Raw genomic sequence first — 21,424 nt, 5'->3', positions numbered from 1 at the left:
ATTACCTATGTTACGCTCCTTAATTCTGTTCATTCTGACTACTCCTTTACTATCTTTTGCGGGCGGTTTTGATCTTTCTCTCCTTAATGGCATCTCTAAAGATGCCTCCTTCGGCAGCTTGGTTAATCACATCCCTGATGGTAACTATGACTTTAAAATTACCGTTAATAAAAGGCGAACGTATTTTGAATCCATTCTCTTCTACAGCAATGAGCAAGGAGAAAGCACACCATGCTTCTCAGAGCAACAATTAAGTGAGTTCGGCATTAAACCGGATATCAACTTAAAACAGAGCTCGTGTGTGCTAAGCAGCGAAATTGGCTTGGATATTGATTTTGGCAGTTTCGAAATAACCATGAACATTCCTTCCAGATTTTTGCTGTCAGAAAAGCAGTATGCTCTGGCTCATTATGATGATGGTGTCACAGCATTAATGTTACCGTATTCGGCTGGAATGACGACTAGGTTTGACGATAACTACCAAGCTTACGGTTCAGCAAGCCCACAATTCAATGTGGGACGGTTTCGCTTCAAGAGTAGCCTCTCAGCCTCTATGGTGAATCAAGAGACGACAATGTCCAATGGATATCTCTATGGATATACCAACATTCCTTCACTGCGCAGCAAATTTATGTTTGGTGAGCTAAGTCAAAGCACAGCAGTCATGGGGTCGGTCGATATGCAAGGCGTCAGCTTGAGCAGTAATAGCCGTTTGTATCAATCAGGGCAAATGACGGACACCACGACCATTCGTGCCAATGCGGAAACGAATGCCGAAGTGCGTGTTTATCAAGACAACGAACTGATTCACACTGAATACGTGGCGGCCGGCGAATTTACTATTAACGATATGAACATTCGCTCCAATAGTGATTTCGTGGTCAGCATTAAAGAAGAAGATGGACGTGAAGCGGTTTTTTCAGTTCCTAGTCAATTGGTACTCAGTGTCCTAAAGCAAGGCACTAGCGAACATAGCTTATTTACAGGGCTGCAACGAACCAACTCACACGCCTTTTTAGGAGGAGAATTGATCTATGGCCTAACGGACACTCAATCTTTAACTACTGGGCTTTTTGTCGAGCGCGACTATAGTAACCTATCTGTAGCTAGTACGATGAATTTCGACCTATTGGGTGGTGTTCGCTTTTCGGCTGCACATTCTACTTACCTACCAACGGGTCAGTCAGGGACTAAAATCAATTCAAGCTTAACCAAAAGCTTGCCATTCTGGTCGCTGAATTTTCAGACCTCTCTGAGTCATTTTTTGGGAAATGGGTACCGAGATATCAATAGTAGCCATATTGCCGATATGGTTAGAAAAGGCTATCAGCTCTCTACGTCAGCGAGTAGCGGCCTGCCCTTTCAACTTGGAAGCGTCAGCCTGTTTCAGTCTCTGGGAGGATCAGACAAAGCACAATTCCAAAGCTTTGGCTTAGGGTACTCATTTGGTAATGAATACTATCGATACTCCGTTAGCGCGCTAAAGGCCTATTCTAAAGAGAGTAACCAGAATGACTTTGCCGTCGACAATCGACTCTCAATGAATTTTTCGATGCCGCTCAACTGGGGAAAATCGCGCGTAAGCCTATCTCGCTCACACAGCAGTGGTCGCCCTGCGAGTACCTCGTTGTCTAGTGGTATGCGGTTCGGCGACAGTAGCTCCGTATCAGGCTCTCTGCGTTTCGATGATAAGAAGGGCATTGTTGGGCATGGGTTGTCTTTATCAAGCAATAGTGAATATAACGATTATTCTCTGCAATACTCCAACTCTCAATCGGGCTCACAGGTTAGAGGCACCGTAAAAGGTGGCTTGGTCGTTGCGGAAAATACCGCGCTTCCCACTCGGCGTCTATCTGACACCAATATATTAGTCAGAGTTGACGATGTGGAAGGGTTAAAAATAACAAATGCCGGTAAAACAAACGCGGATGGCTTTGCGCTCATCCCTTCAGCCTCTGCGTACAGTCAAAATCGAGTTTTAGTGGAGACTAAGTCCGTACCTGATGGAGTCTACCTTGACAATACCGTCGCAAATACGATTCCAAGTGAAGGTGCTCTCACCTTAGTCACTTATCACGTTAAAAAAGGGCGCGACACCATGCTTAAGCTGAGGCAAGAGGTTTCATTAGGAACTAAGCTTTATAGTAATGATGCCCCGATTAGTAGCTACTTTGACAGTGATGGCCGTGTATTTATTGCGGCATTTGACAAAAATGAGGAACACCTAAGTGTTCCTATGCTCAGCTGTGACGTAAGCATTATTGAAGACAGCTATATCGATATGTCTGGCTTAGATTATTATGAAGCCGAGTGTCTGTCCCCAAGTAAAAGAAGCTAAATCATGACACCAACCACAAATATAACCTTGAACCCGAATAATGGTCACCTGGCGGAAGACGGGCTTACTTTCGCCAAATTAAACAGCAGTGAGCGACTTATCCTAGAGGCTCTGTGCAATGCCCAAGGTCACCCATTAACCAAGCAACAGTTATTGGACGTTGGCTGGCCTGGCAAGATTGTTGTGGCTAACTCGCTCAATGTCGCCATCCGAAACATTCGGACAGCGTTAGATAAAGTTGGTTTAGTCATGTGCTTAGAAACCGTTCCAACCATTGGTTTTCGGTTAGACCTTAATGTCATTTTGATCACCAATGACGTCCCTTTTGTCAGCGTGAACGTAAGTTCAGCCAGCGCAAATGCTAATGACAATGACGCCAGCTCTTCTGAACGAGCCGCTCAGCCAGTCGAAGAATGCCCCTCACCCAACGACGCAGTTGTGACACCAACTCGGTTTGAGTTAGTCAAAAAGGTGCCTTTAATGGCACTTTATACCGCCTTGTTGTTTTGTGCTTTAGTGATTTTTTACGTGTCATCGATAAAGCCAAGTATGCACACCTATAAGCGTGGCAACACCACTTTAGTCGGCTCATTCTCTCTGCCAGATAACACGGTACACGCCCTGTCTCAAGAGACGGAGGGTCATGCGGTGTATTTTCGAGATACTTCTGATGAAGATGGCATTATTCGCTTGGTCCCAATAGAACACTGAACCGAGATTTTAGCTTCGAATAGTAAGGAATACGGAATGCGCTCTACCAATGCTCTGGCCAACCTGCAAACAATAGCGACATCAAAACGCTTCGTTGCTTTACTGCTAATGGTTTCTGTTGTTTGGCTATTGTACCCCTTCGCTAATGGCTTGGGATGTAGCTATAGGTTTACTCATGATGGTGAGCTCAATTTGCAAAAGGGCAAATGCCGCTCGGGCGTGTTGTCTGTGTATATTGAAAACAAAGCCAGCGGGAGGGTCATTAATAAGACCATGCTTTGGGGTAAACGAGGGTCGGAGATTTACACGTTGTTTATCAGCCAGAGAGAGGTAAAACCTGCAATGGTCACAAAGAACCAAGCACTGTATGCCGATACGTTTTATGATAATCAGCTGTTGATTGTTGGGCTGCTGCTCGAGACAAAACAGCCTAATCAGTACGTCTCTGTGTTTGATTACCCATTTGATATCGGCTACGACATCACGTTGTTTGGCAAGACGAGTTTTTTTGATTAATACGAGAAGGTATTAAGTTTAGGTAGGTCGTTCTCAGGCTGGTCGTTGATAACTTTCCTGAGAACGCACTTTTCTAACCTGAAGGCGTACGCTAGATACTTACACCAATGTTACTGACTCCCTCTTCCTTGAGCTCAAGGCGAAGATCTTTAATCAGCGCTATATCACGCTCAGTGCAATCACGTAGTGGGCGGAAAATCGCCCACTGAACATCCCACTCTTCACAGACCACTTCGTTGTCTTTTTGGTTGTCGTTGGTGATCTCAATACCGGTTTGCGCTTCTTCTAATTGCGCAACGGTAGCCACGGACTGCTGACTGATTTTCAGCGTCGACTCTAGTAGGTAATCTCTATCCAACAAACCATGTAGCAATGTCGATAGGGCAACACACGCGTCGATCGCAGGGTACACGCCGTAAAAATCAAAATCCTCAGAGCTCGGGATAATTTCTTCTAGTTTTTCGAGTTGTTTCTCAAAATTGATTTTTGCCGTTTTCACGGTCAGCAATTCCCAGACGCTATCCAAAATATCTCGGTATATTCGCGCTTCGGCAAACTGTGTGCTTTCGCAAAACATCGCAAAGTTTGGATACATGCGCTCGCACAAGCTAGTCATAAAAGTGATATGCTGCCAAGGCTCAAATTTTTCGATACGTACCTGAATAGGGTTCTGTAACATGGTCGCTCTGCTATGGTAGATAAAGACCGCGAAAGTGTAACCCCAAGGATGAGGAATAGCCAGTAATGACGATGCAAAAGCACACCTTAGCGCTTGTTACCGAAGACAATGACAAATACTTGTCGTTGCTTAAACAGCGACAGTTACCCGATTTGGAGATTTGCAGCAAAGGTCACGCGGCTTCCATTGTACTGGCTGCGCCACCAAAATTAGCAGACAGCTTAGATTGCTATCCAAAAGTGCAGTGGATTCAATCCACTTACGCAGGCGTTGATGCAATACTGGAGAAAGCGAGCGCGCCGCGTTTTCAGCTCACCAATGTTAAAGGCATATTTGGCCAGCAAATCAGTGAATACGTGCTCGGTCATACCATTAATCACTATCGTCACTTTGCTTTATATAAGCAGCAACAAACCAACAGAGACTGGCAACAGCATCACTATCAATCGTTAAATGGTAAGCGTATGGCGATTTTCGGCACCGGGGCGATTGGCAGTCATCTTGCCAATGTTGTCAAAGCGCTGGGCATGATCCCAATTGGCATCAATCGTACGGGCATTCCACCGAGACAGTCAGCATTTGCAGAAACGTACCACATCAATGAGGTTAACACTCTGCTCGCCTCTGTTGACATTATCGTATCCACCCTGCCCAACACCAGAGCAACACACGGCATATTCAATCGTGAGCTCTTTGCTCATTGCCGGGGAGTTTTGTTCTTTAATGTTGGTCGTGGCGCCACGGTAGACACCCCATCGCTGCTCACTGCACTTGAAGCAGGCCAAATTGACCATGCTTTTCTCGATGTCTTCATCAACGAACCGATCTCGCAGGAATGCCCTTACTGGCACCACAGCCAAGTGACGGTCACGCCACACATTGCCGCCCTGAGCTTTCCCGAACAAGTCGTCGATATCTTTGCAGAAAATTATTTACGCTGGCGAGATGGCTTTCAGCTGCAGAATTTAGTGGATTTTAATAAAGGGTATTAGTGGTTCTATGGTTCTATGGTTCTATGGTTCTATGGTTCTATGGTTCTATGGTTCTATGGTTCTATGGTTCTATGGTTCTATGGTTCTATGGTTCTATGGTTCTATGGTTCTATGGTTCTATGGTTCTATGGTTCACAAAAACCCATAAGGCACACAGAATCAACTAATTAATAAAACTATAATTAGTCACACCCCACAGGGCCACAGGGCCACAGCTCCGCTCTTAATCCGCTCTTACCTCGGATACTCTTCAAACATCTTATGCACTTGCTCTTGCACAAACACATCCCTATCCGCAGGTTCCATGGTTTCCGTGAGCTGCCTTTGCGACACCGAACTCCATACCACCTCATTATTTTTGGCGTCAATCAACTCGACGTTCAATTTGCCAAATTTCTTCTCTTTAATTCGTTCTGGCGTTCGTACTCCTACCCCATAACCACCGCCCCCATAGCTTCCTCCACCCACACCAAACCCGAAGGTGGGGCCGCTACTTTGTAACTCTGTCCCTTCTAAAATACGGTAGCGCACTAGCACGTCGCTATCACGTTCCACTTGTTGAAAGCCTTTGTTTGCCAGTTCCCTATCCACCGCTTTTTTGATACGCGCCGCGTCAAGCCCCACGGCAACATCGGGATTTTCTTGATATTGATAGGTCTTGAATAAAGAAAAGTTGGCGTTAGCATCATAGTCGGTCGCCACGTCAGCCGCGCACCCTGATACGACCAATAGGACAATCGATAAAAAGAGGGGGAGTTGTAGAGTCATACTGTCACCATAATTCGTACTCGCTGAAATAAGCTTAGCTAAGTTCGCTTAAGGTTCCTGCCCTTTAGCAACATTTCTCACTAATAAGATCCTTCACCCATAAAAAAACGCTCAGGGAAACCCTGAGCGTTTATCATTACTTCGCCAGCAAGCGCGCTGGAGCTAACCAGCAATTACTTATGGTAAGGCTTTGATAGTTCATGAACGGCGTCCACAAAAACACCGGCGTTTTCTGGCGGTACATCTAGATGAATACCGTGACCGAGGTTGAAGACATGCCCGGTTCCATCGTCGCCAAACCCTTCAAGGATGGTTGCGACTTCTTCACGAATGCGCTCTGGTTGCGCGTAAAGAATCGAAGGATCCATATTACCTTGCAGGGCGACTTTATCGCCCACTCGTTTCTTAGCATCGGCGATATTGATCGTCCAGTCTAAGCCAAGAGCATCACACCCTGTTGCGGCGATTTGCTCTAACCACATGCCGCCATTTTTAGTGAACAGTGTCACGGGTACGCGACGACCTTCGTTTTCACGAATTAGACCATCAACAATCTTGTGCATGTACTGCAGTGAGAACAGGTTGTAATCTCGCGGTGTCAACACGCCACCCCAAGTATCAAATACCATGACGGATTGTGCGCCAGCTTTAATTTGTGCGTTCAAGTACTCAATCACGCTGTCCGCCAGTTTATCGAGCAACAAGTGCAAGGTTTGCGGTTCCGCGTACATCATTTTTTTGATTTTAGTGAAGGCTTTTGAGCTGCCACCTTCTACCATGTAAGTTGCCAGCGTCCAAGGGCTACCAGAGAAGCCTATGAGAGGTACTTCGCCTTTTAAATCCTTACGGATCTGACGAACCGCATTCATGACGTATTGCAGTTCACCTTCAGGATCAGGTAGGCCGATTTTTTCAACATCAGCCTTACACGTAATTGGGCGTTCAAATTTAGGACCTTCACCGGTTTCGAAGTAAAGACCCAGTCCCATCGCATCTGGAATCGTCAGAATGTCGGAAAATAGAATCGCCGCATCAAGAGGAAAACGACGAAGCGGTTGAAGAGTCACCTCAGAAGCCAACTCGGCATTTTTACACAGCGACATAAAATCACCCGCCACACCACGTGTTGCGCGATACTCTGGGAGATAACGACCAGCTTGACGCATCATCCATACAGGGGTGTGGTCTACTGGCTCTTTTAATAGCGCTCTAAGGTAGCGATCGTTCTTCAGTTCCGTCATTCATTTTTCTCCAATTCGAAAGGCCATAGTTTACCGCTAATCATTGACGGTTTGCAGTCATAGATAACATTTCTTTTACCAAAATTTGAGTGTCGTCCGCTTGCGTGCGCTATCGCTCAAAAAGACAACACTTTGCAGGCGAGATCATATTATTAACAACTAAACGTTGAGTGTGTTTGCAACCGCTAATCGGGGGTGTTAAAAATCAATCTGCTAGCGAAAATTACAATAATATACTGAGTGTTACACTCAGCATCTCATAACGACATCTTACTTACCCCCTCCGCTTGCGGAGGGTTTTTTTTATCTATTTTCTCGCTGCATTTTTCTCAATACTCACTTGAGTCACTGTTTCTTCAATGAGTGCCCGAGCGATGGTGCCTTTTGGAGCAACCAATGGCAACTTGCTGGTATCAAACCACTGCGCATCTTTGAGTTCGTGATAATCCGGTTTCACGTCGCCACTTTCGTAGTCGGCTAAAAATGCCATCATCATGCTGCTCGGAAACGCCCAAGGTTGGCTCCCGACATAGCGTATGTTGTTCACTTTTATACCTGTTTCTTCATAAACTTCACGAGCGACACAGGTTTCCAACGTTTCCCCGACTTCGAGAAACCCAGCGATAACCGTATACATCCCTCCCGCATGCCGCTGATGCTGCGCAAGTAAGATTTCGTTGCCTTTACGCACGGCAACGATGATACAAGGAAAAATGCGTGGGTAATGCAGTGTACGGCAATCTTGGCACTGCATTGCCAACTGATTATGATTTAAGTGCGCCCGCCCGCCACACTGCGGGCAAAAACGCATTGTCTGAGTCATATGCCCATACTGTACTGCCTTCGACACCAGACAAAATAGAGCTTCTGGTAAAGACAACAGCTCTCGCAAGGAGGTCATGGTTCGCTGGTCATCCAGGTTGGCATCGTTAATCCACATCACGGGCGTGCCTTCAAACTCACCAATCTTGACCGCTTCTGATGCAGGAAGAGAAAATGCTTCCGCTGGACCATAAGGAAGCACACCATCATGAAGCCAGAGCTCACTTCCGGATACAATACACCAATAGGCAGGATGAATAGCATCTTCACTTTTTTTTAACATCTTGAATCCTCAGCGCTTGCAGTTCATCCATTTTACTGGCAATCTAATTTCATACCAGCTGGAAAATTAGAAATTCTAAATCTGGTACCAAGGGAATCAATTTCTCACTAACCATGTGTTATTTCAACACTTAAGGTTATTGCAAAACGTGTGGCTGCAGATCGTAGCCCCGATCATGAGGACATGGTCATGCTGAATAAATTTAAAAATGCACAAGAACAATGGGGTGGCTCTAGTGAAGTCATCGATCATTGGTTAGAAACAAGACAAGCGCTTATTGTTGAATATTGTAAGCTTGCCGCGCTGCAACCCGCCTCTTCTCAATCGAATGTCATTGAGCTTCCTGCTCCATCAGATATTGGCTCATTTTGTAATCACTTAGTTGACTATATCTCTGAAGGTCATTTCAAGATCTACGATATGGTGATGGACAAGTGGAAAGCAACGGGCTTTAAGACCAATGAAGAAATTGATGGGACGTACGCTAAAATCGTTCTAACCACTGAGCCGTTACTTGAATTCAACGATAAGTATGTCGGGCTTTCACAAGACAATGATTTGCCAAGTTTTGAACCGGACATGTCGAAAGTGGGCGAGATTTTAGAACTGCGCTTTGAAGTTGAAGACCTACTGATACAGCTAATTGCCGACAGTTTAGCGATACCGCCTGGGGCATAGAGTTAAGCAAACGACATTAGAATGCCATCGCCTCTTTCCTAGGAAAGGGGTGAAACGCGTCCCTAGGAACCAGGAACCAGGAACCAGGAACCATTATCCTTTATTCCCTACCAGACAGATACAAAAAAGGCGCCTTTCGGCGCCTTTTTTCATGTCTCTAACAACGATTACTCGTCAGAAGAGAAGCCTGCATTTAGAAGTGCTGCTAGGTTATCCGTTGCTTGTTCAGCTGACGGGCCTTCTTGTACTTCGTTACGCTTAGCTTGACGGTCTTGGTGATACGCAAAACCTGTACCTGCTGGAATCAAACGACCAACAATTACGTTCTCTTTCAGACCACGAAGATCATCACGCTTACCAGAAACTGCCGCTTCTGTTAGTACACGTGTTGTCTCTTGGAACGATGCCGCTGAGATAAATGACTCAGTTGCAAGAGAGGCTTTCGTAATACCTAGTAGGTCACGTTCGAAACGTACTAGTTCTTTACCTTCCGCTTCTAGAGCGCGGTTAGCGATCTTAACGTTGTGGTATTCAACTTGCTCACCAGGTAAGAACTCAGAGTCACCAGCATGTGTAATTGTACACTTACGTAGCATTTGACGAACGATAGTCTCGATGTGCTTATCGTTAATCTTAACGCCTTGTAGACGGTATACTTCTTGAACTTCGTTCGCGATGTATTGTGTCACAGCGTGAATGCCACGTAGACGTAGAATGTCATGTGGAGTTTCTGGACCATCAGCAATTACGTCACCACGTTCAACACGTTCGCCTTCGAACACGTTCAACTGACGATGCTTAGGAATCATCTCTTCGTAATTATCACCGCCATCGCGAGTGATAATTAGACGACGTTTACCCTTGGTCTCTTTACCAAATGAAACCATACCTGAGTGCTCAGCAAGAATTGCTGGCTCTTTAGGCTTACGAGCTTCAAATAGATCCGCTACGCGAGGTAGACCACCGGTGATGTCTCGGTTTCCGCCAGATTTCTGAGGAATACGAGATAACGTGTCACCAACGCCAACTTCTGCGCCATCTTCAATGTTAACGATCGCTTTACCAGGTAGGAAGTAAAGTGCTGGCATATCTGTGCCGGCGATCATTACGTCTTTACCTTGCTCATCTACAAGTTTGATAGCTGGACGCATATCTTTACCTGCAGCTGGACGAGCAGCTGGTTCAGTTACTTCACTTGAAGATAGACCAGTTAGGTCATCTGTTTGACGAGAAACAGTTACGCCATCGATCATGTCAACAAACTGGATGCGACCTGCCACTTCAGTGATGATTGGCAGTGTGTGCGCTTCCCAGTTAGCCACAACGTCACCAGCTTGTACTGCGTCGTTGTCTGCTTTGCTTAGGATCGAACCGTAAGGAAGTTTGTGCTTCTCTTTAGTACGGCCAAACTCATCAATAATCGTCATCTCAGATGCACGAGAAGTGATAACCAGTTTCTTATCTTTGTTGATAACAAACTTAGCGTTATGAAGTTTAACGGTACCCGTTGTCTTCGCTTGGATGCTGTTTTCTGCTGCCGCTGTCGATGCTGCACCACCGATGTGGAACGTACGCATCGTTAGCTGTGTACCCGGTTCACCGATAGACTGAGCAGCAATAACGCCAACTGCTTCACCTTGGTTCACTAGGTGACCACGTGCTAGGTCACGACCGTAACACTGTGCACAACAACCGAAGTCCGCATCACAGGTAACTACTGAGCGCACTTTCATGCTATCTACAGAGTTATCTTCCATGATTTGACACCACTTCTCATCAATCAGAGTATTACGTGGAATCAGAACATCTTCAGTACCCGGCTTAAGAACGTCTTCAGCCACTACACGACCAAGAGCCAACTCAGAAAGTGCAACTTTAACGTCACCACCTTCGATGTGAGGCATCATGTCAACACCTTCATGGGTGCCACAGTCATGTTCGTGAACTACAACGTCTTGAGCAACGTCTACTAGACGACGAGTTAGGTAACCCGAGTTTGCTGTTTTCAGTGCTGTATCCGCAAGACCCTTACGAGCACCGTGCGTTGAGATAAAGTACTGAAGGACGTTTAGACCTTCTTTAAAGTTCGCGGTGATTGGTGTCTCGATGATTGAACCATCTGGACGTGCCATCAGACCACGCATACCAGCAAGCTGACGAATCTGAGCGGCAGAACCACGAGCGCCCGAGTCAGCCATCATGTAGATGCTGTTAAACGACTCTTGTTGCTCTTCTTCACCGTCACGGTTAATAACCGTTTCAGATGAAAGGTTGTCCATCATCGCTTTCGCTACGCGATCATTGGTCGAAGCCCAAATATCGATCACTTTGTTGTAGCGCTCACCCGCGGTTACTAGACCAGATTGGAACTGATCTTGAATTTCGCGAACTTCTTCTTCTGCTGATTCGATTTCGTCGTACTTCGCTTGAGGTACAACCATGTCATCGATACCAACTGAAACGCCTGATAGTGCCGCGTAAGCGAAACCAGCGTACATGATTTGGTCAGCAAAAATTACTGTGTCTTTCAGACCCAGCTTACGGTAACACTCGTTCAGTAGGTTAGAGATTTGCTTCTTACCTAGCTTTTGGTTTACCAAGCTGTATGGAAGACCCGTTGGTACGATTTGCCACAACATTGCACGACCAACAGTAGTATCTACCATGCCTGTGCTTGTTGTGCTGTTACCATCTTCGTCAACCACTGTCTCAGTGATACGTACTTTTACGCGAGCGTGAAGCTCTGCGCTCTTAGTACGGTATGCCTTCTCAGCCTCTTCAGGGCCAGCAAGGTACATACCTTCACCTTTAACGTTGATCTTGTCACGCGTCATGTAGTAAAGACCCAATACAACGTCCTGAGAAGGTACGATGATCGGATCACCTGATGCTGGAGACAGAATGTTATTCGTCGACATCATCAGTGTACGTGCTTCAAGCTGTGCTTCTAAAGTTAGAGGCACGTGAACCGCCATTTGGTCACCATCGAAGTCGGCGTTATAAGCCGCACACACTAGTGGGTGAAGCTGAATCGCTTTACCTTCGATTAGTACTGGTTCAAACGCTTGGATACCTAGACGGTGAAGTGTAGGTGCACGGTTAAGCAGTACTGGGTGTTCGCGGATAACTTCGTCTAGGATATCCCAAACGATCGCTTCTTCGCGCTCTACCATTTTCTTAGCTGCTTTGATTGTCGTCGCCATGCCACGAGTTTCTAGCTTGCTATAGATGAATGGTTTAAATAGCTCTAGTGCCATCTTCTTAGGAAGACCACACTGGTGTAGACGAAGGTATGGACCTACTGTGATTACAGAACGGCCAGAGTAGTCTACACGTTTACCTAGAAGGTTCTGACGGAAACGACCTTGTTTACCCTTGATCATATCAGCAAGAGATTTCAGAGGACGCTTGTTCGAACCTGTGATCGCACGACCGCGACGACCGTTATCTAGAAGGGCATCAACAGACTCTTGCAGCATACGCTTTTCGTTACGTACGATGATGTCTGGAGCCGCTAGCTCTAGAAGACGCTTCAAACGGTTGTTACGGTTAATCACACGACGGTAAAGGTCGTTCAGATCAGATGTCGCAAAACGACCGCCATCTAGTGGAACTAGAGGACGTAGATCTGGCGGTAGAACCGGAAGAACAGTCAAGATCATCCATTCTGGGTTGTTACCCGATTGAATGAAGGCTTCAACTAGCTTCAGGCGCTTAGTGATTTTTTTACGCTTAGTTTCAGAGTTAGTGGTTTCTAACTCTTCGCGCATTTGTTCCGCTTCTGCGTGCATGTCCATAGTAGACAGCAGATCTTTGATCGCTTCTGCACCCATCTTAGCTGTGAACTCATCACCCCACTCTTCTAGGCGATCAAGATACTCATCTTCAGTAAGCATCTGTGATTTTTCTAGATCAGTCATGCCTGGTTCTGTCACGACGTACATTTCAAAGTACAGTACGCGTTCGATATCACGTAGAGGGATATCCATCAACAAACCGATACGAGACGGCAGTGATTTTAGGAACCAGATGTGAGCAACAGGTGAAGCAAGCTCGATGTGGCCCATACGGTCACGACGAACTTTAGTTTGCGTTACTTCAACGCCACACTTTTCACAGATAACACCGCGGTGTTTCAAACGCTTGTATTTGCCACAAAGACATTCGTAGTCTTTAACTGGACCAAAAATACGCGCACAGAATAGACCATCACGCTCAGGCTTGAACGTACGATAGTTGATCGTTTCTGGTTTCTTAACTTCACCAAAAGACCATGAACGAATCATGTCAGGTGAAGATAGACCGATTTTGATTGCATCAAATTCTTCGGTCTTATGCTGTGCTTTTAGAAAGTTTAATAAGTCTTTCACAATCAGCTCCTGTGAGGAGTTAAAAGGGGCCCGCTCTTAAACTATAGAGCGAGCGCCTTCCTACCAGATAACCCTAATAAAGGATTATTCGTCTTCTAGCTCGATGTTGATACCTAGCGAGCGGATCTCTTTCAACAGTACGTTGAACGATTCTGGCATGCCAGGTTCCATGCTGTGGTTGCCGTCGACGATGTTCTTATACATCTTCGTACGACCGTTAACGTCATCAGACTTAACCGTTAGCATTTCTTGTAGAGTGTAAGCCGCACCGTATGCTTCTAGTGCCCATACTTCCATCTCACCGAAACGCTGACCACCGAACTGAGCTTTACCACCAAGTGGTTGCTGAGTTACTAGGCTGTACGAACCAGTAGAACGAGCGTGCATCTTATCGTCAACCAAGTGGTTCAGTTTCAGCATGTACATGTAACCAACAGTTACAGGACGCTCAAACTGGTCACCAGTACGACCATCAAACAAGGTTAACTGACCAGATTCAGGTAGGTCGCCAAGTTTCAATAGTTCTTTAATAGAGCCTTCAGTAGCACCATCAAATACTGGTGTCGCAATTGGTAGACCACCACGTAGGTTTTTCACCAATGTACGAACTTCGTCGTCGGACAATTCAGCAATGTCAACGTTCTGGCGAGTACCGCCTAGGTCGTAGACTTTTTGCAAGAATTCACGGAATTTCGCGAGTTCTTGTTGCTCTTTAACCATTTGGTTAATCTTGTCACCGATACCTTTCGCCGCCAGACCTAAGTGAACTTCTAGGATCTGACCGATGTTCATACGCGAAGGTACACCCAGTGGGTTAAGCACGATGTCAACAGGCTGACCTTTGCCATCATATGGCATGTCTTCAACAGGGTTGATCTTAGAGATTACACCCTTGTTACCGTGACGACCGGCCATCTTATCACCAGGCTGGATACGACGTTTAACCGCTAGGTAAACTTTAACAATCTTAAGAACGCCAGGCGCTAGATCATCACCTTGAGTGATCTTACGACGCTTAGTTTCAAACTTCTTATCGAAGTCTGCTTTTAGCTCGTCGTTTTGCTCTGCAAGTTGCTCAAGTTGAGTTTGCAGTGCGTCATCTTCTAGCGTTAGCTCTAGCCATCTCTTACGACCGATAGTATCAAGCTTCTCTTCAGAGTAACCACCTTGAAGAAGTACAGCTCTTACACGCGCTAGTAGACCACCTTCAAGAATTTGGAACTCTTCAGTCAGGTCTTTCTTCGCTTCTTTAAGCTGCATCTGCTCTATTTCTAGAGCACGTTTGTCTTTTTCTACGCCATCGCGAGTAAAGACTTGAACGTCGATGATGGTACCAGAAACAGAGTTTGGTACACGTAGTGATGTATCTTTAACATCTGATGCTTTTTCACCGAAGATCGCACGTAGTAGCTTCTCTTCAGGCGTTAGTTGCGTTTCACCTTTAGGGGTTACTTTACCAACTAGGATGTCGCCACCCTTAACTTCAGCACCAATGTAAACGATACCTGACTCGTCTAGTTTAGACAGAGCAGATTCACCTACGTTTGGAATATCCGCTGTGATCTCTTCAGAACCCAGCTTAGTATCACGTGCCACACAAGAAAGCTCTTGGATGTGGATAGTCGTGAAGCGGTCTTCTTGAACTACGCGCTCAGATACTAAGATCGAGTCTTCGAAGTTGTAACCGTTCCAAGGCATGAACGCGATACGCATGTTTTGACCAAGTGCCAATTCACCGAGATCCGTTGAAGGACCATCAGCCAATACATCACCGCGAGCAACAGGCTCACCAGGAAGTACCGTTGGACGTTGGTTAATACAAGTGTTCTGGTTCGAACGCGTGTACTTAGTCAGGTTGTAAATGTCGATGCCTGCTTCACCAGGAATCAGCTCATCTTCATTAACCTTAACTACGATACGAGATGCGTCAACAGACTGCACCATACCGCCACGTTTCGCTACCGCGGTAACGCCCGAGTCAACGGCTACGTTACGCTCAATACCAGTACCAACAAGTGGCTTATCAGCCTTCAGTGTTGGAACGGCTTGACGTTGCATGTTCGCACCCATCAATGCACGGTTCGCATCATCGTGTTCTAGGAACGGGATAAGCGAGGCAGCGATAGATACTACTTGGTTGGTTGCAACGTCCATGTAGTTAACATGGTCGCGTGGGTGAAGACCAGATTCACCTTTTTGACGAGCTGTGATCAGTTCATCGTCGAATGTCCCTTCCGCTGTTAACGCAGCATTTGCCTGTGCGATAACGAATTGACCTTCTTCGATAGCTGATAAGTAATCAACTTCGTCAGTAACTACACCATCAACAACACGACGGTACGGTGTTTCTAGGAAACCGTACTCGTTACAACGTGCAAACGCTGACAATGAGTTAATCAAACCGATGTTTGGACCTTCTGGCGTTTCGATCGGACATAGACGACCGTAGTGCGTAACGTGTACGTCACGTACTTCAAAGCCAGCACGCTCACGAGTTAGACCGCCAGGACCCAATGCAGAAATACGACGTTTGTGCGTCACTTCTGATAACGGGTTGTTTTGGTCCATAAACTGAGACAGCTGTGAAGAGCCAAAGAATTCTTTAACGGCTGCAGAAATTGGCTTAGCATTGATAAGATCTTGAGGCATGATAGCGTCAAGGTCACCAAGGCTTAGGCGTTCTTTCACTGCGCGTTCTACACGAACTAGACCAACACGGAATTGGTTTTCAGCCATTTCACCAACGCTACGGATACGACGGTTGCCAAGGTGGTCGATATCGTCCACTTCGCCAATGCCGTTACGGATAGCAATCAGTTTCTTCATCACTTCAACGATATCTGTTTCGTCAAGTGTGCCTTGCTCTAGTGCGTCTTCACGACCGATAGAGCTGTTAAACTTCATACGACCAACAGTCGATAGGTCATAACGCTCTTCAGCGAAGAATAGGCTTTCGAATAGCGATTCTGCCGCTTCTTTTGTTGGTGGCTCACCCGGGCGCATCATGCGGTAGATTTCTACCAATGCAGAGATGCGGTCTACCGTGCTGTCGACACGTAGTGTGTCTGACATGAACGGACCGTGGTCTAGATCGTTCGTAAATAGAACTTCTAGTTGCTTGTGGCCAGCCTGCGAAAGGTTCGCAAGTGCTTCTAGGCTGATCTCGTGGTTTGCACCAACAATGATCTCGCCAGTCGCTTCATTGATGTAGTCTTTAGACGCTACTTTCCCTACGATGTACTCGACAGGTACTTCAATGAAATCAACGCCATCTTTCTCAAGTTGACGGATATGACGCGCAGTTACGCGACGGCCAGTCTCAACATAAGTCTTGCCGTTTGCTTCGATATCAAAAGAAGCGGTCTCGCCACGTAGGCGTTCCGGTACCAACTCCATTAATAGAGTTTGGTCTTTTACTTCGAAGTTAATCTTATCGAAGAAGATATCGAGGATCTCTTCCGACGTTTTACCTAGTGCACGAAGAATGATCGATGCTGGTAGTTTACGACGGCGGTCGATTCGAACGTACAAGTTATCCTTAGGATCAAACTCGAAGTCGAGCCATGAACCACGGTAAGGAATAACACGTGCGTTATAAAGAACTTTACCTGAAGAGTGGGTCTTACCCTTATCGCTGTCGAAGAACACGCCTGGGCTTCGGTGCAGCTGGGATACGATAACCCTCTCGGTACCATTGATTACGAAGGTACCATTGTCTGTCATAAGCGGAATTTCGCCCATGTAGACTTCTTGTTCTTTAATATCTTTTACAGTACCCGCTGGTGCGTCTTTATCAAAAACAACCAGGCGCAATTTTACGCGAAGTGGTTTTGAATAAGTTACGCCACGAATTTGACATTCTTTAACATCAAATACTGGCTCGCCAAGACGGTAGCTAACGTATTGCAGCTCAGAATTGCCGTTATAGCTCTGAATTGGAAACACAGAACGAAAAGCAGCTTCAAGTCCATATTGTCCTTCAGGATCCTGTTCGATAAACTTGTCGAAAGAATCAAGCTGGATCGATAGCAGGTATGGAATGTCCAAAACTTGTGGACGAGTACCAAAGTCCTTACGGATGCGCTTTTTCTCGGTATAAGAGTAAACCATGGGGTTCCTCAGCTCGCTGATAAGTGACCCAAACTGTCCGCCCAAGCCTAGTTACTTAAGGTGGGTAATGGGACAGTGACTAACAACTGTTTACTGTAGTGACGTTGACTCAAGCGTCGAGCAACGTTTTTTGCATGGTACATAGGTGCTTAAACAGCGGGAAAATTCACCTATGCCCTACAGCGCAAAAAGGCCGGTGGTTAATAAACCACCAGCCATTAGCCTGTCGGCTATGAAACTAAGTAATAATTACTTAATTTCAACAGTAGCACCAGCTTCTTCTAGCTGAGCTTTAAGAGCTTCAGCTTCAGCTTTCTCTACGCCTTCTTTAAGAGGTGCAGGAGCGCCGTCTACAAGAGCTTTAGCTTCTTTAAGACCTAGGCCAGTTGCGCCACGTACTGCTTTGATAACAGATACTTTGTTACCGCCAACAGCAGTAAGAACTACGTCGAATTCAGTTTGCTCAGCAGCAGCGTCGCCGCCAGCTGCGCCACCAGCTACAACTGCAGCAGCAGCAGTAACACCGAATTTCTCTTCCATAGCTTCGATAAGCTCAACAACTTGCATTACAGACATTTCTGCAACTGCGTCTAGGATTTGCTCGTTAGTAATAGACATAACAATTCTCTTTTAAGTCAACAATAAGTTTATTTAGCAACCAGTAAAAAGCAAGGCTTAAGCCGCAGCTTCTTCTTTTTGGTCGCGAACAGCAGCGATAGTACGAACCAGCTTGCCAGCAGAAGCTTCTTTCATGCACATCATTAGGCGTGCAATTGCTTCGTCGTAAGTTGGTAGTGTCGCTAGTACATCAGCATCAGTAACTGCGCCTTCAAATGCAGCAGCTTTGATCTCGAATGTTTTGTTCTCTTTAGCGAAGTCTTTGAAAAGACGCGCTGCAGCACCAGGGTGCTCATTAGAGAACGCAAGTAGGCTAGGACCAGTAAATGTGTCTTGTAGACACTCATACTCAGTACCTTCTACTGCACGGCGTGCTAGTGTGTTACGAACAACTCTCATGTAAACACCCGCTTCACGCGCTTGTTTACGTAGAGAAGTCATCGCGCCAACAGTAACGCCACGAGAGTCAGCTACAACTGCAGAAAGTGCACCACTGGCTGCTTCGTTGACTTCAGCAACAATTGCTTTTTTGTCTTGAAGGTTTAAAGCCATTTGGGATTTACTCCTGGTTGTTATTACACCACCCAGCATCATAATGATGCCGAGAGCTAATACGGTGCATTCCCATAAGCCAATTGATTTCGAAAAATCAACCCGCTTTAAGTCGGGCACCGTCTACGTAGGTTTAATTAAGTTCAAATCGAAAAATGAACGCCTACGGTCTTGGACGGAGACTGACATTCCACAAGTGGATTATCAGCCTCAACCACAAATTTTGATAGGCGCAAAATTATACATAATTTTTACGCCTATGCAAGCTTTTAAGCGATTAGGCTATTAAGCTTGAGTGTTCAGGGTACCCTGATCCACAGTAACGCCAGCACCCATAGTAGTAGAGATGCTCACTTTCTTCAGGAAAACACCTTTCGCTGAAGACGGCTTAGCTTTCTTAAGAGCAACTAGAAGAGTCTCTAGGTTCTCTTGAAGCTGGTTAGCTTCGAAAGATACTTTACCGATTGTAGTGTGGATGATGCCGTTTTTGTCGTTACGGTAACGAACCTGACCAGCTTTAGCGTTCTTAACCGCTTCAGCAACGTTAGGAGTTACAGTACCAACTTTAGGGTTTGGCATAAGGCCGCGTGGACCTAGGATAGTACCTAGTTGACCAACAACGCGCATTGCATCTGGAGAAGCAACAACTACGTCGAAGTTCATTTCGCCCTTCTTCACTTGCTCAGCAAGATCTTCCATACCAACGATGTCTGCGCCAGCTGCTTTAGCTGCTTCAGCGTTTGCACCTTGAGTGAACACTGCTACGCGGATTTCGCGGCCAGTACCGTGAGGTAGTACAGTTGCACCACGTACGTTCTGGTCAGATTTACGAGCATCGATGCCTAGGTTAACAGCAACGTCTACAGACTCTACGAATTTAGCTGTTGCTAGTTCTTTAAGAAGAGCTACAGCTTCGTTGATGTCGTATTCTTTAGTTACTTCAACTTTGTCGCGGATTACGCGCATACGCTTAGTAAGTTTTGCCATGATCTTAACCCTCTACCACTAGGCCCATTGAACGAGCAGTACCCGCAATAGAACGCTTCATCGCTTCAATATCAGCACCAGTCATATCAGCAGCTTTAGTTTCTGCGATTTCTTGGATTTGAGCATCTGTAACTGTACCCACTTTTTCAGTGTTAGGACGGCCAGAGCCAGACTTAACGCCAGCAGCTTTCTTAAGAAGAACAGCAGCAGGTGGAGTTTTAGTTACGAATGTGAAAGAGCGGTCACTGTAAACAGTGATTACTACTGGAGTCGGTAGACCTTTCTCAACAGATTCTGTTTTTGCGTTAAACGCTTTACAGAATTCCATGATGTTCACACCGTGTTGACCTAGAGCAGGACCAACCGGTGGACTAGGGTTCGCCATACCTGCTGCAACTTGCAACTTGATATAAGCTTCAACTTTCTTAGCCATGATATTTCCTAATTTTTGGGTTCAGACGCTAACCATTCGATCAGCTCCCCAGTTTTCAATAAATACTTTTTGCAGCAAGACCTGCAAAAAGGCGCGAAATTATAATCATAATTCGCGCCTTAAACAACCCTATAAAGGTGTTTTTTTAATCAAGTTTTTCAACTTGACCAAACTCAAGCTCAACTGGTGTTGCACGACCAAAGATCGATACAGACACTTTAATGCGGCTCTTGTCGTAATCCACTTCTTCAACGGTACCGTTGAAGTCTGCGAATGGACCATCGTTCACACGTACCACTTCACCCGCTTCGAACATTGTTCTTGGACGAGGTGCTTCACTTGCTTTCTCTAAACGGTTAAGAATAGCATCCGCTTCTTTATCTGTGATAGGTGCAGGACGGTCAGAGGTTCCACCAATGAAGCCCATGACAAGTGGCACACTGCGCACTAAGTGCCAAGATTCATCGTTCATCAACATCTGAACAAGAACATAGCCTGGGAAGAACTTACGCTCACTTTTACGACGTTGACCAGCGCGGATTTCCACAACTTCTTCAGTTGGTACTAGCACTTCGCCAAAGTAGTCTTCCATCGCGTGCATTTTAATATGTTCGCGAAGAGACTGAGCCACACGTCCTTCAAAACCTGAGAAGGCTTGAACAACGTACCAGCGTTTTTTCGGAGCTTCACTCATGAATTAAGACCCTCTATATCCCGGTTACTAAAGCCACTAGGCGAACCATAATGCCGTCAATACCCCATAGCGCTAGTGCCATCACAACACTTACAGCTAGGACGATTAACGTAGTTTGCGTCGTTTCTTGGCGCGTTGGCCATACCACTTTGCGCACTTCTACTCGCGCTTCACGAGCAAACAAAATCGCAGCTTTACCTTTTGTTGTTGTAGCGGCAACACCTAGTGCTACTGCAATCAATACAACGACACCTGCAGCACGGAGTACTACTGAAAGCTCTCCATACAGGTAATTACCCACAACAGCGGCGGCCAACAGAGCAAAAGCGACAATCCACTTCATTACATCTGCTGCATTTGAGCTTTCAGGAGCTTCAGCGTTTGCTTTCATAAAACCAACCTGTGACAAGTCTTTATTAGACGACAACAACCCCGCTGCTGCAGGGCTTATTCCTTTGTGCTGGTGAAATATGAGTCAAACCAACACCCTACAAAAAGCTCAGCAAGTGTTTAAACACTTCCTCAGCCTTCAAAATCCTTTAATTATTCACCAAATTGGCGAATATTGCGCCTCTATAAATAGTAGCGCATAAAAAGGGCATCAAATGATGCCCTTTTTACTAGTGCTTCGT

17 protein-coding genes are annotated in these 21,424 nt (G+C 45.9%); 5 read left to right on the top strand and 12 right to left on the bottom strand.

All coding sequences use genetic code 11. The features are described from left to right. Positions 1-7 precede the first annotated feature (7 nt). The 3 genes from MD535_RS18770 to MD535_RS18760 are packed head-to-tail and all read left to right on the top strand — an operon-like array spanning position 8 to position 3,565. Positions 8-2,338 (top strand): fimbria/pilus outer membrane usher protein, encoded by a 2,331-nt coding sequence (locus MD535_RS18770; RefSeq protein ID WP_265676597.1) that lies wholly within the window; start codon positions 8-10, stop codon positions 2,336-2,338. A gap of 3 nt (positions 2,339-2,341) precedes the next feature. Next, entirely contained in the window at positions 2,342-3,049 is a 708-nt protein-coding gene (locus tag MD535_RS18765) for a winged helix-turn-helix domain-containing protein (protein ID WP_265676595.1), read from the top strand. 36 nt (positions 3,050-3,085) lie between these two features. Then, on the top strand, positions 3,086-3,565 hold the full coding sequence (locus MD535_RS18760; protein ID WP_265676594.1) for a hypothetical protein: 480 nt from the start codon (positions 3,086-3,088) through the stop codon (positions 3,563-3,565). A 91-nt stretch (positions 3,566-3,656) separates the two neighbouring features. On the opposite strand, the gene MD535_RS18755 is transcribed toward MD535_RS18760, so the two are convergent. After that, positions 3,657-4,244: a YjaG family protein gene (locus MD535_RS18755; RefSeq protein ID WP_265676593.1), complete on the bottom strand. Its 588-nt coding sequence runs from the start codon at positions 4,242-4,244 to the stop codon at positions 3,657-3,659. Between the two features lie 65 nt (positions 4,245-4,309). On the opposite strand from MD535_RS18755, the gene MD535_RS18750 reads away from it, so the two are divergent. Then, entirely contained in the window at positions 4,310-5,236 is a 927-nt protein-coding gene (locus tag MD535_RS18750; RefSeq protein WP_265676592.1) for a D-2-hydroxyacid dehydrogenase, read from the top strand. Positions 5,237-5,470: 234 nt separating this feature from the next. On the opposite strand, the gene MD535_RS18745 is transcribed toward MD535_RS18750, so the two are convergent. The 3 genes from MD535_RS18745 to nudC all read right to left on the bottom strand — a co-directional run bounded on the left by MD535_RS18745 (position 5,471) and on the right by nudC (position 8,350). Further along, positions 5,471-6,004, bottom strand: a complete 534-nt coding sequence (locus MD535_RS18745; protein ID WP_265676591.1) for a DUF4136 domain-containing protein — start codon at positions 6,002-6,004, stop codon at positions 5,471-5,473. A gap of 173 nt (positions 6,005-6,177) precedes the next feature. Next, a complete protein-coding gene (hemE, locus tag MD535_RS18740; protein ID WP_265676590.1) occupies positions 6,178-7,245 on the bottom strand; it encodes a uroporphyrinogen decarboxylase in 1,068 nt (355 codons plus the stop codon). Positions 7,246-7,552: 307 nt separating this feature from the next. Beyond that, entirely contained in the window at positions 7,553-8,350 is a 798-nt protein-coding gene (nudC, locus tag MD535_RS18735; protein ID WP_265676589.1) for an NAD(+) diphosphatase, read from the bottom strand. Positions 8,351-8,533: 183 nt separating this feature from the next. Between nudC and rsd the strand changes: the two genes are divergently transcribed. Further along, the gene (gene rsd, locus MD535_RS18730) at positions 8,534-9,028 is read left to right on the top strand and encodes a sigma D regulator (RefSeq protein WP_265676639.1); all 495 of its coding nucleotides are present in this window, start codon (positions 8,534-8,536) and stop codon (positions 9,026-9,028) included. A gap of 167 nt (positions 9,029-9,195) precedes the next feature. Here the strand turns inward: rsd and rpoC are convergent, their stop codons facing one another. From rpoC to secE, 8 genes are all read right to left on the bottom strand, one after another. Next, positions 9,196-13,398, bottom strand: a complete 4,203-nt coding sequence (gene rpoC, locus MD535_RS18725; protein ID WP_265676588.1) for a DNA-directed RNA polymerase subunit beta' — start codon at positions 13,396-13,398, stop codon at positions 9,196-9,198. Between the two features lie 84 nt (positions 13,399-13,482). Further along, the gene (rpoB, locus tag MD535_RS18720) at positions 13,483-17,508 is read right to left on the bottom strand and encodes a DNA-directed RNA polymerase subunit beta (protein WP_265676587.1); all 4,026 of its coding nucleotides are present in this window, start codon (positions 17,506-17,508) and stop codon (positions 13,483-13,485) included. 249 nt (positions 17,509-17,757) lie between these two features. Next, positions 17,758-18,126 (bottom strand): 50S ribosomal protein L7/L12, encoded by a 369-nt coding sequence (gene rplL, locus MD535_RS18715; RefSeq protein WP_265676586.1) that lies wholly within the window; start codon positions 18,124-18,126, stop codon positions 17,758-17,760. A 57-nt stretch (positions 18,127-18,183) separates the two neighbouring features. Continuing rightward, entirely contained in the window at positions 18,184-18,678 is a 495-nt protein-coding gene (gene rplJ, locus MD535_RS18710) for a 50S ribosomal protein L10 (protein WP_017077558.1), read from the bottom strand. A gap of 285 nt (positions 18,679-18,963) precedes the next feature. Then, a complete protein-coding gene (gene rplA, locus MD535_RS18705; RefSeq protein WP_250619766.1) occupies positions 18,964-19,665 on the bottom strand; it encodes a 50S ribosomal protein L1 in 702 nt (233 codons plus the stop codon). Between the two features lie 4 nt (positions 19,666-19,669). Then, positions 19,670-20,098, bottom strand: a complete 429-nt coding sequence (gene rplK / locus MD535_RS18700; RefSeq protein WP_102471020.1) for a 50S ribosomal protein L11 — start codon at positions 20,096-20,098, stop codon at positions 19,670-19,672. 145 nt (positions 20,099-20,243) lie between these two features. Continuing rightward, positions 20,244-20,792, bottom strand: coding sequence for a transcription termination/antitermination protein NusG (gene nusG / locus MD535_RS18695; RefSeq protein ID WP_265676575.1), 549 nt, complete (start codon positions 20,790-20,792; stop codon positions 20,244-20,246). A 13-nt stretch (positions 20,793-20,805) separates the two neighbouring features. Next, a complete protein-coding gene (gene secE / locus MD535_RS18690) occupies positions 20,806-21,183 on the bottom strand; it encodes a preprotein translocase subunit SecE (RefSeq protein WP_265676573.1) in 378 nt (125 codons plus the stop codon). Positions 21,184-21,424 lie beyond the last annotated feature (241 nt).

The sequence above is a fragment of the Vibrio qingdaonensis genome (assembly GCF_026191675.1).
In the GTDB taxonomy this organism is placed as follows: Bacteria; Pseudomonadota; Gammaproteobacteria; order Enterobacterales; family Vibrionaceae; genus Vibrio; species Vibrio qingdaonensis.
Note: the sequence above shows the minus strand (reverse complement) of the source record. Positions and strands in the feature narration are given on the sequence as shown.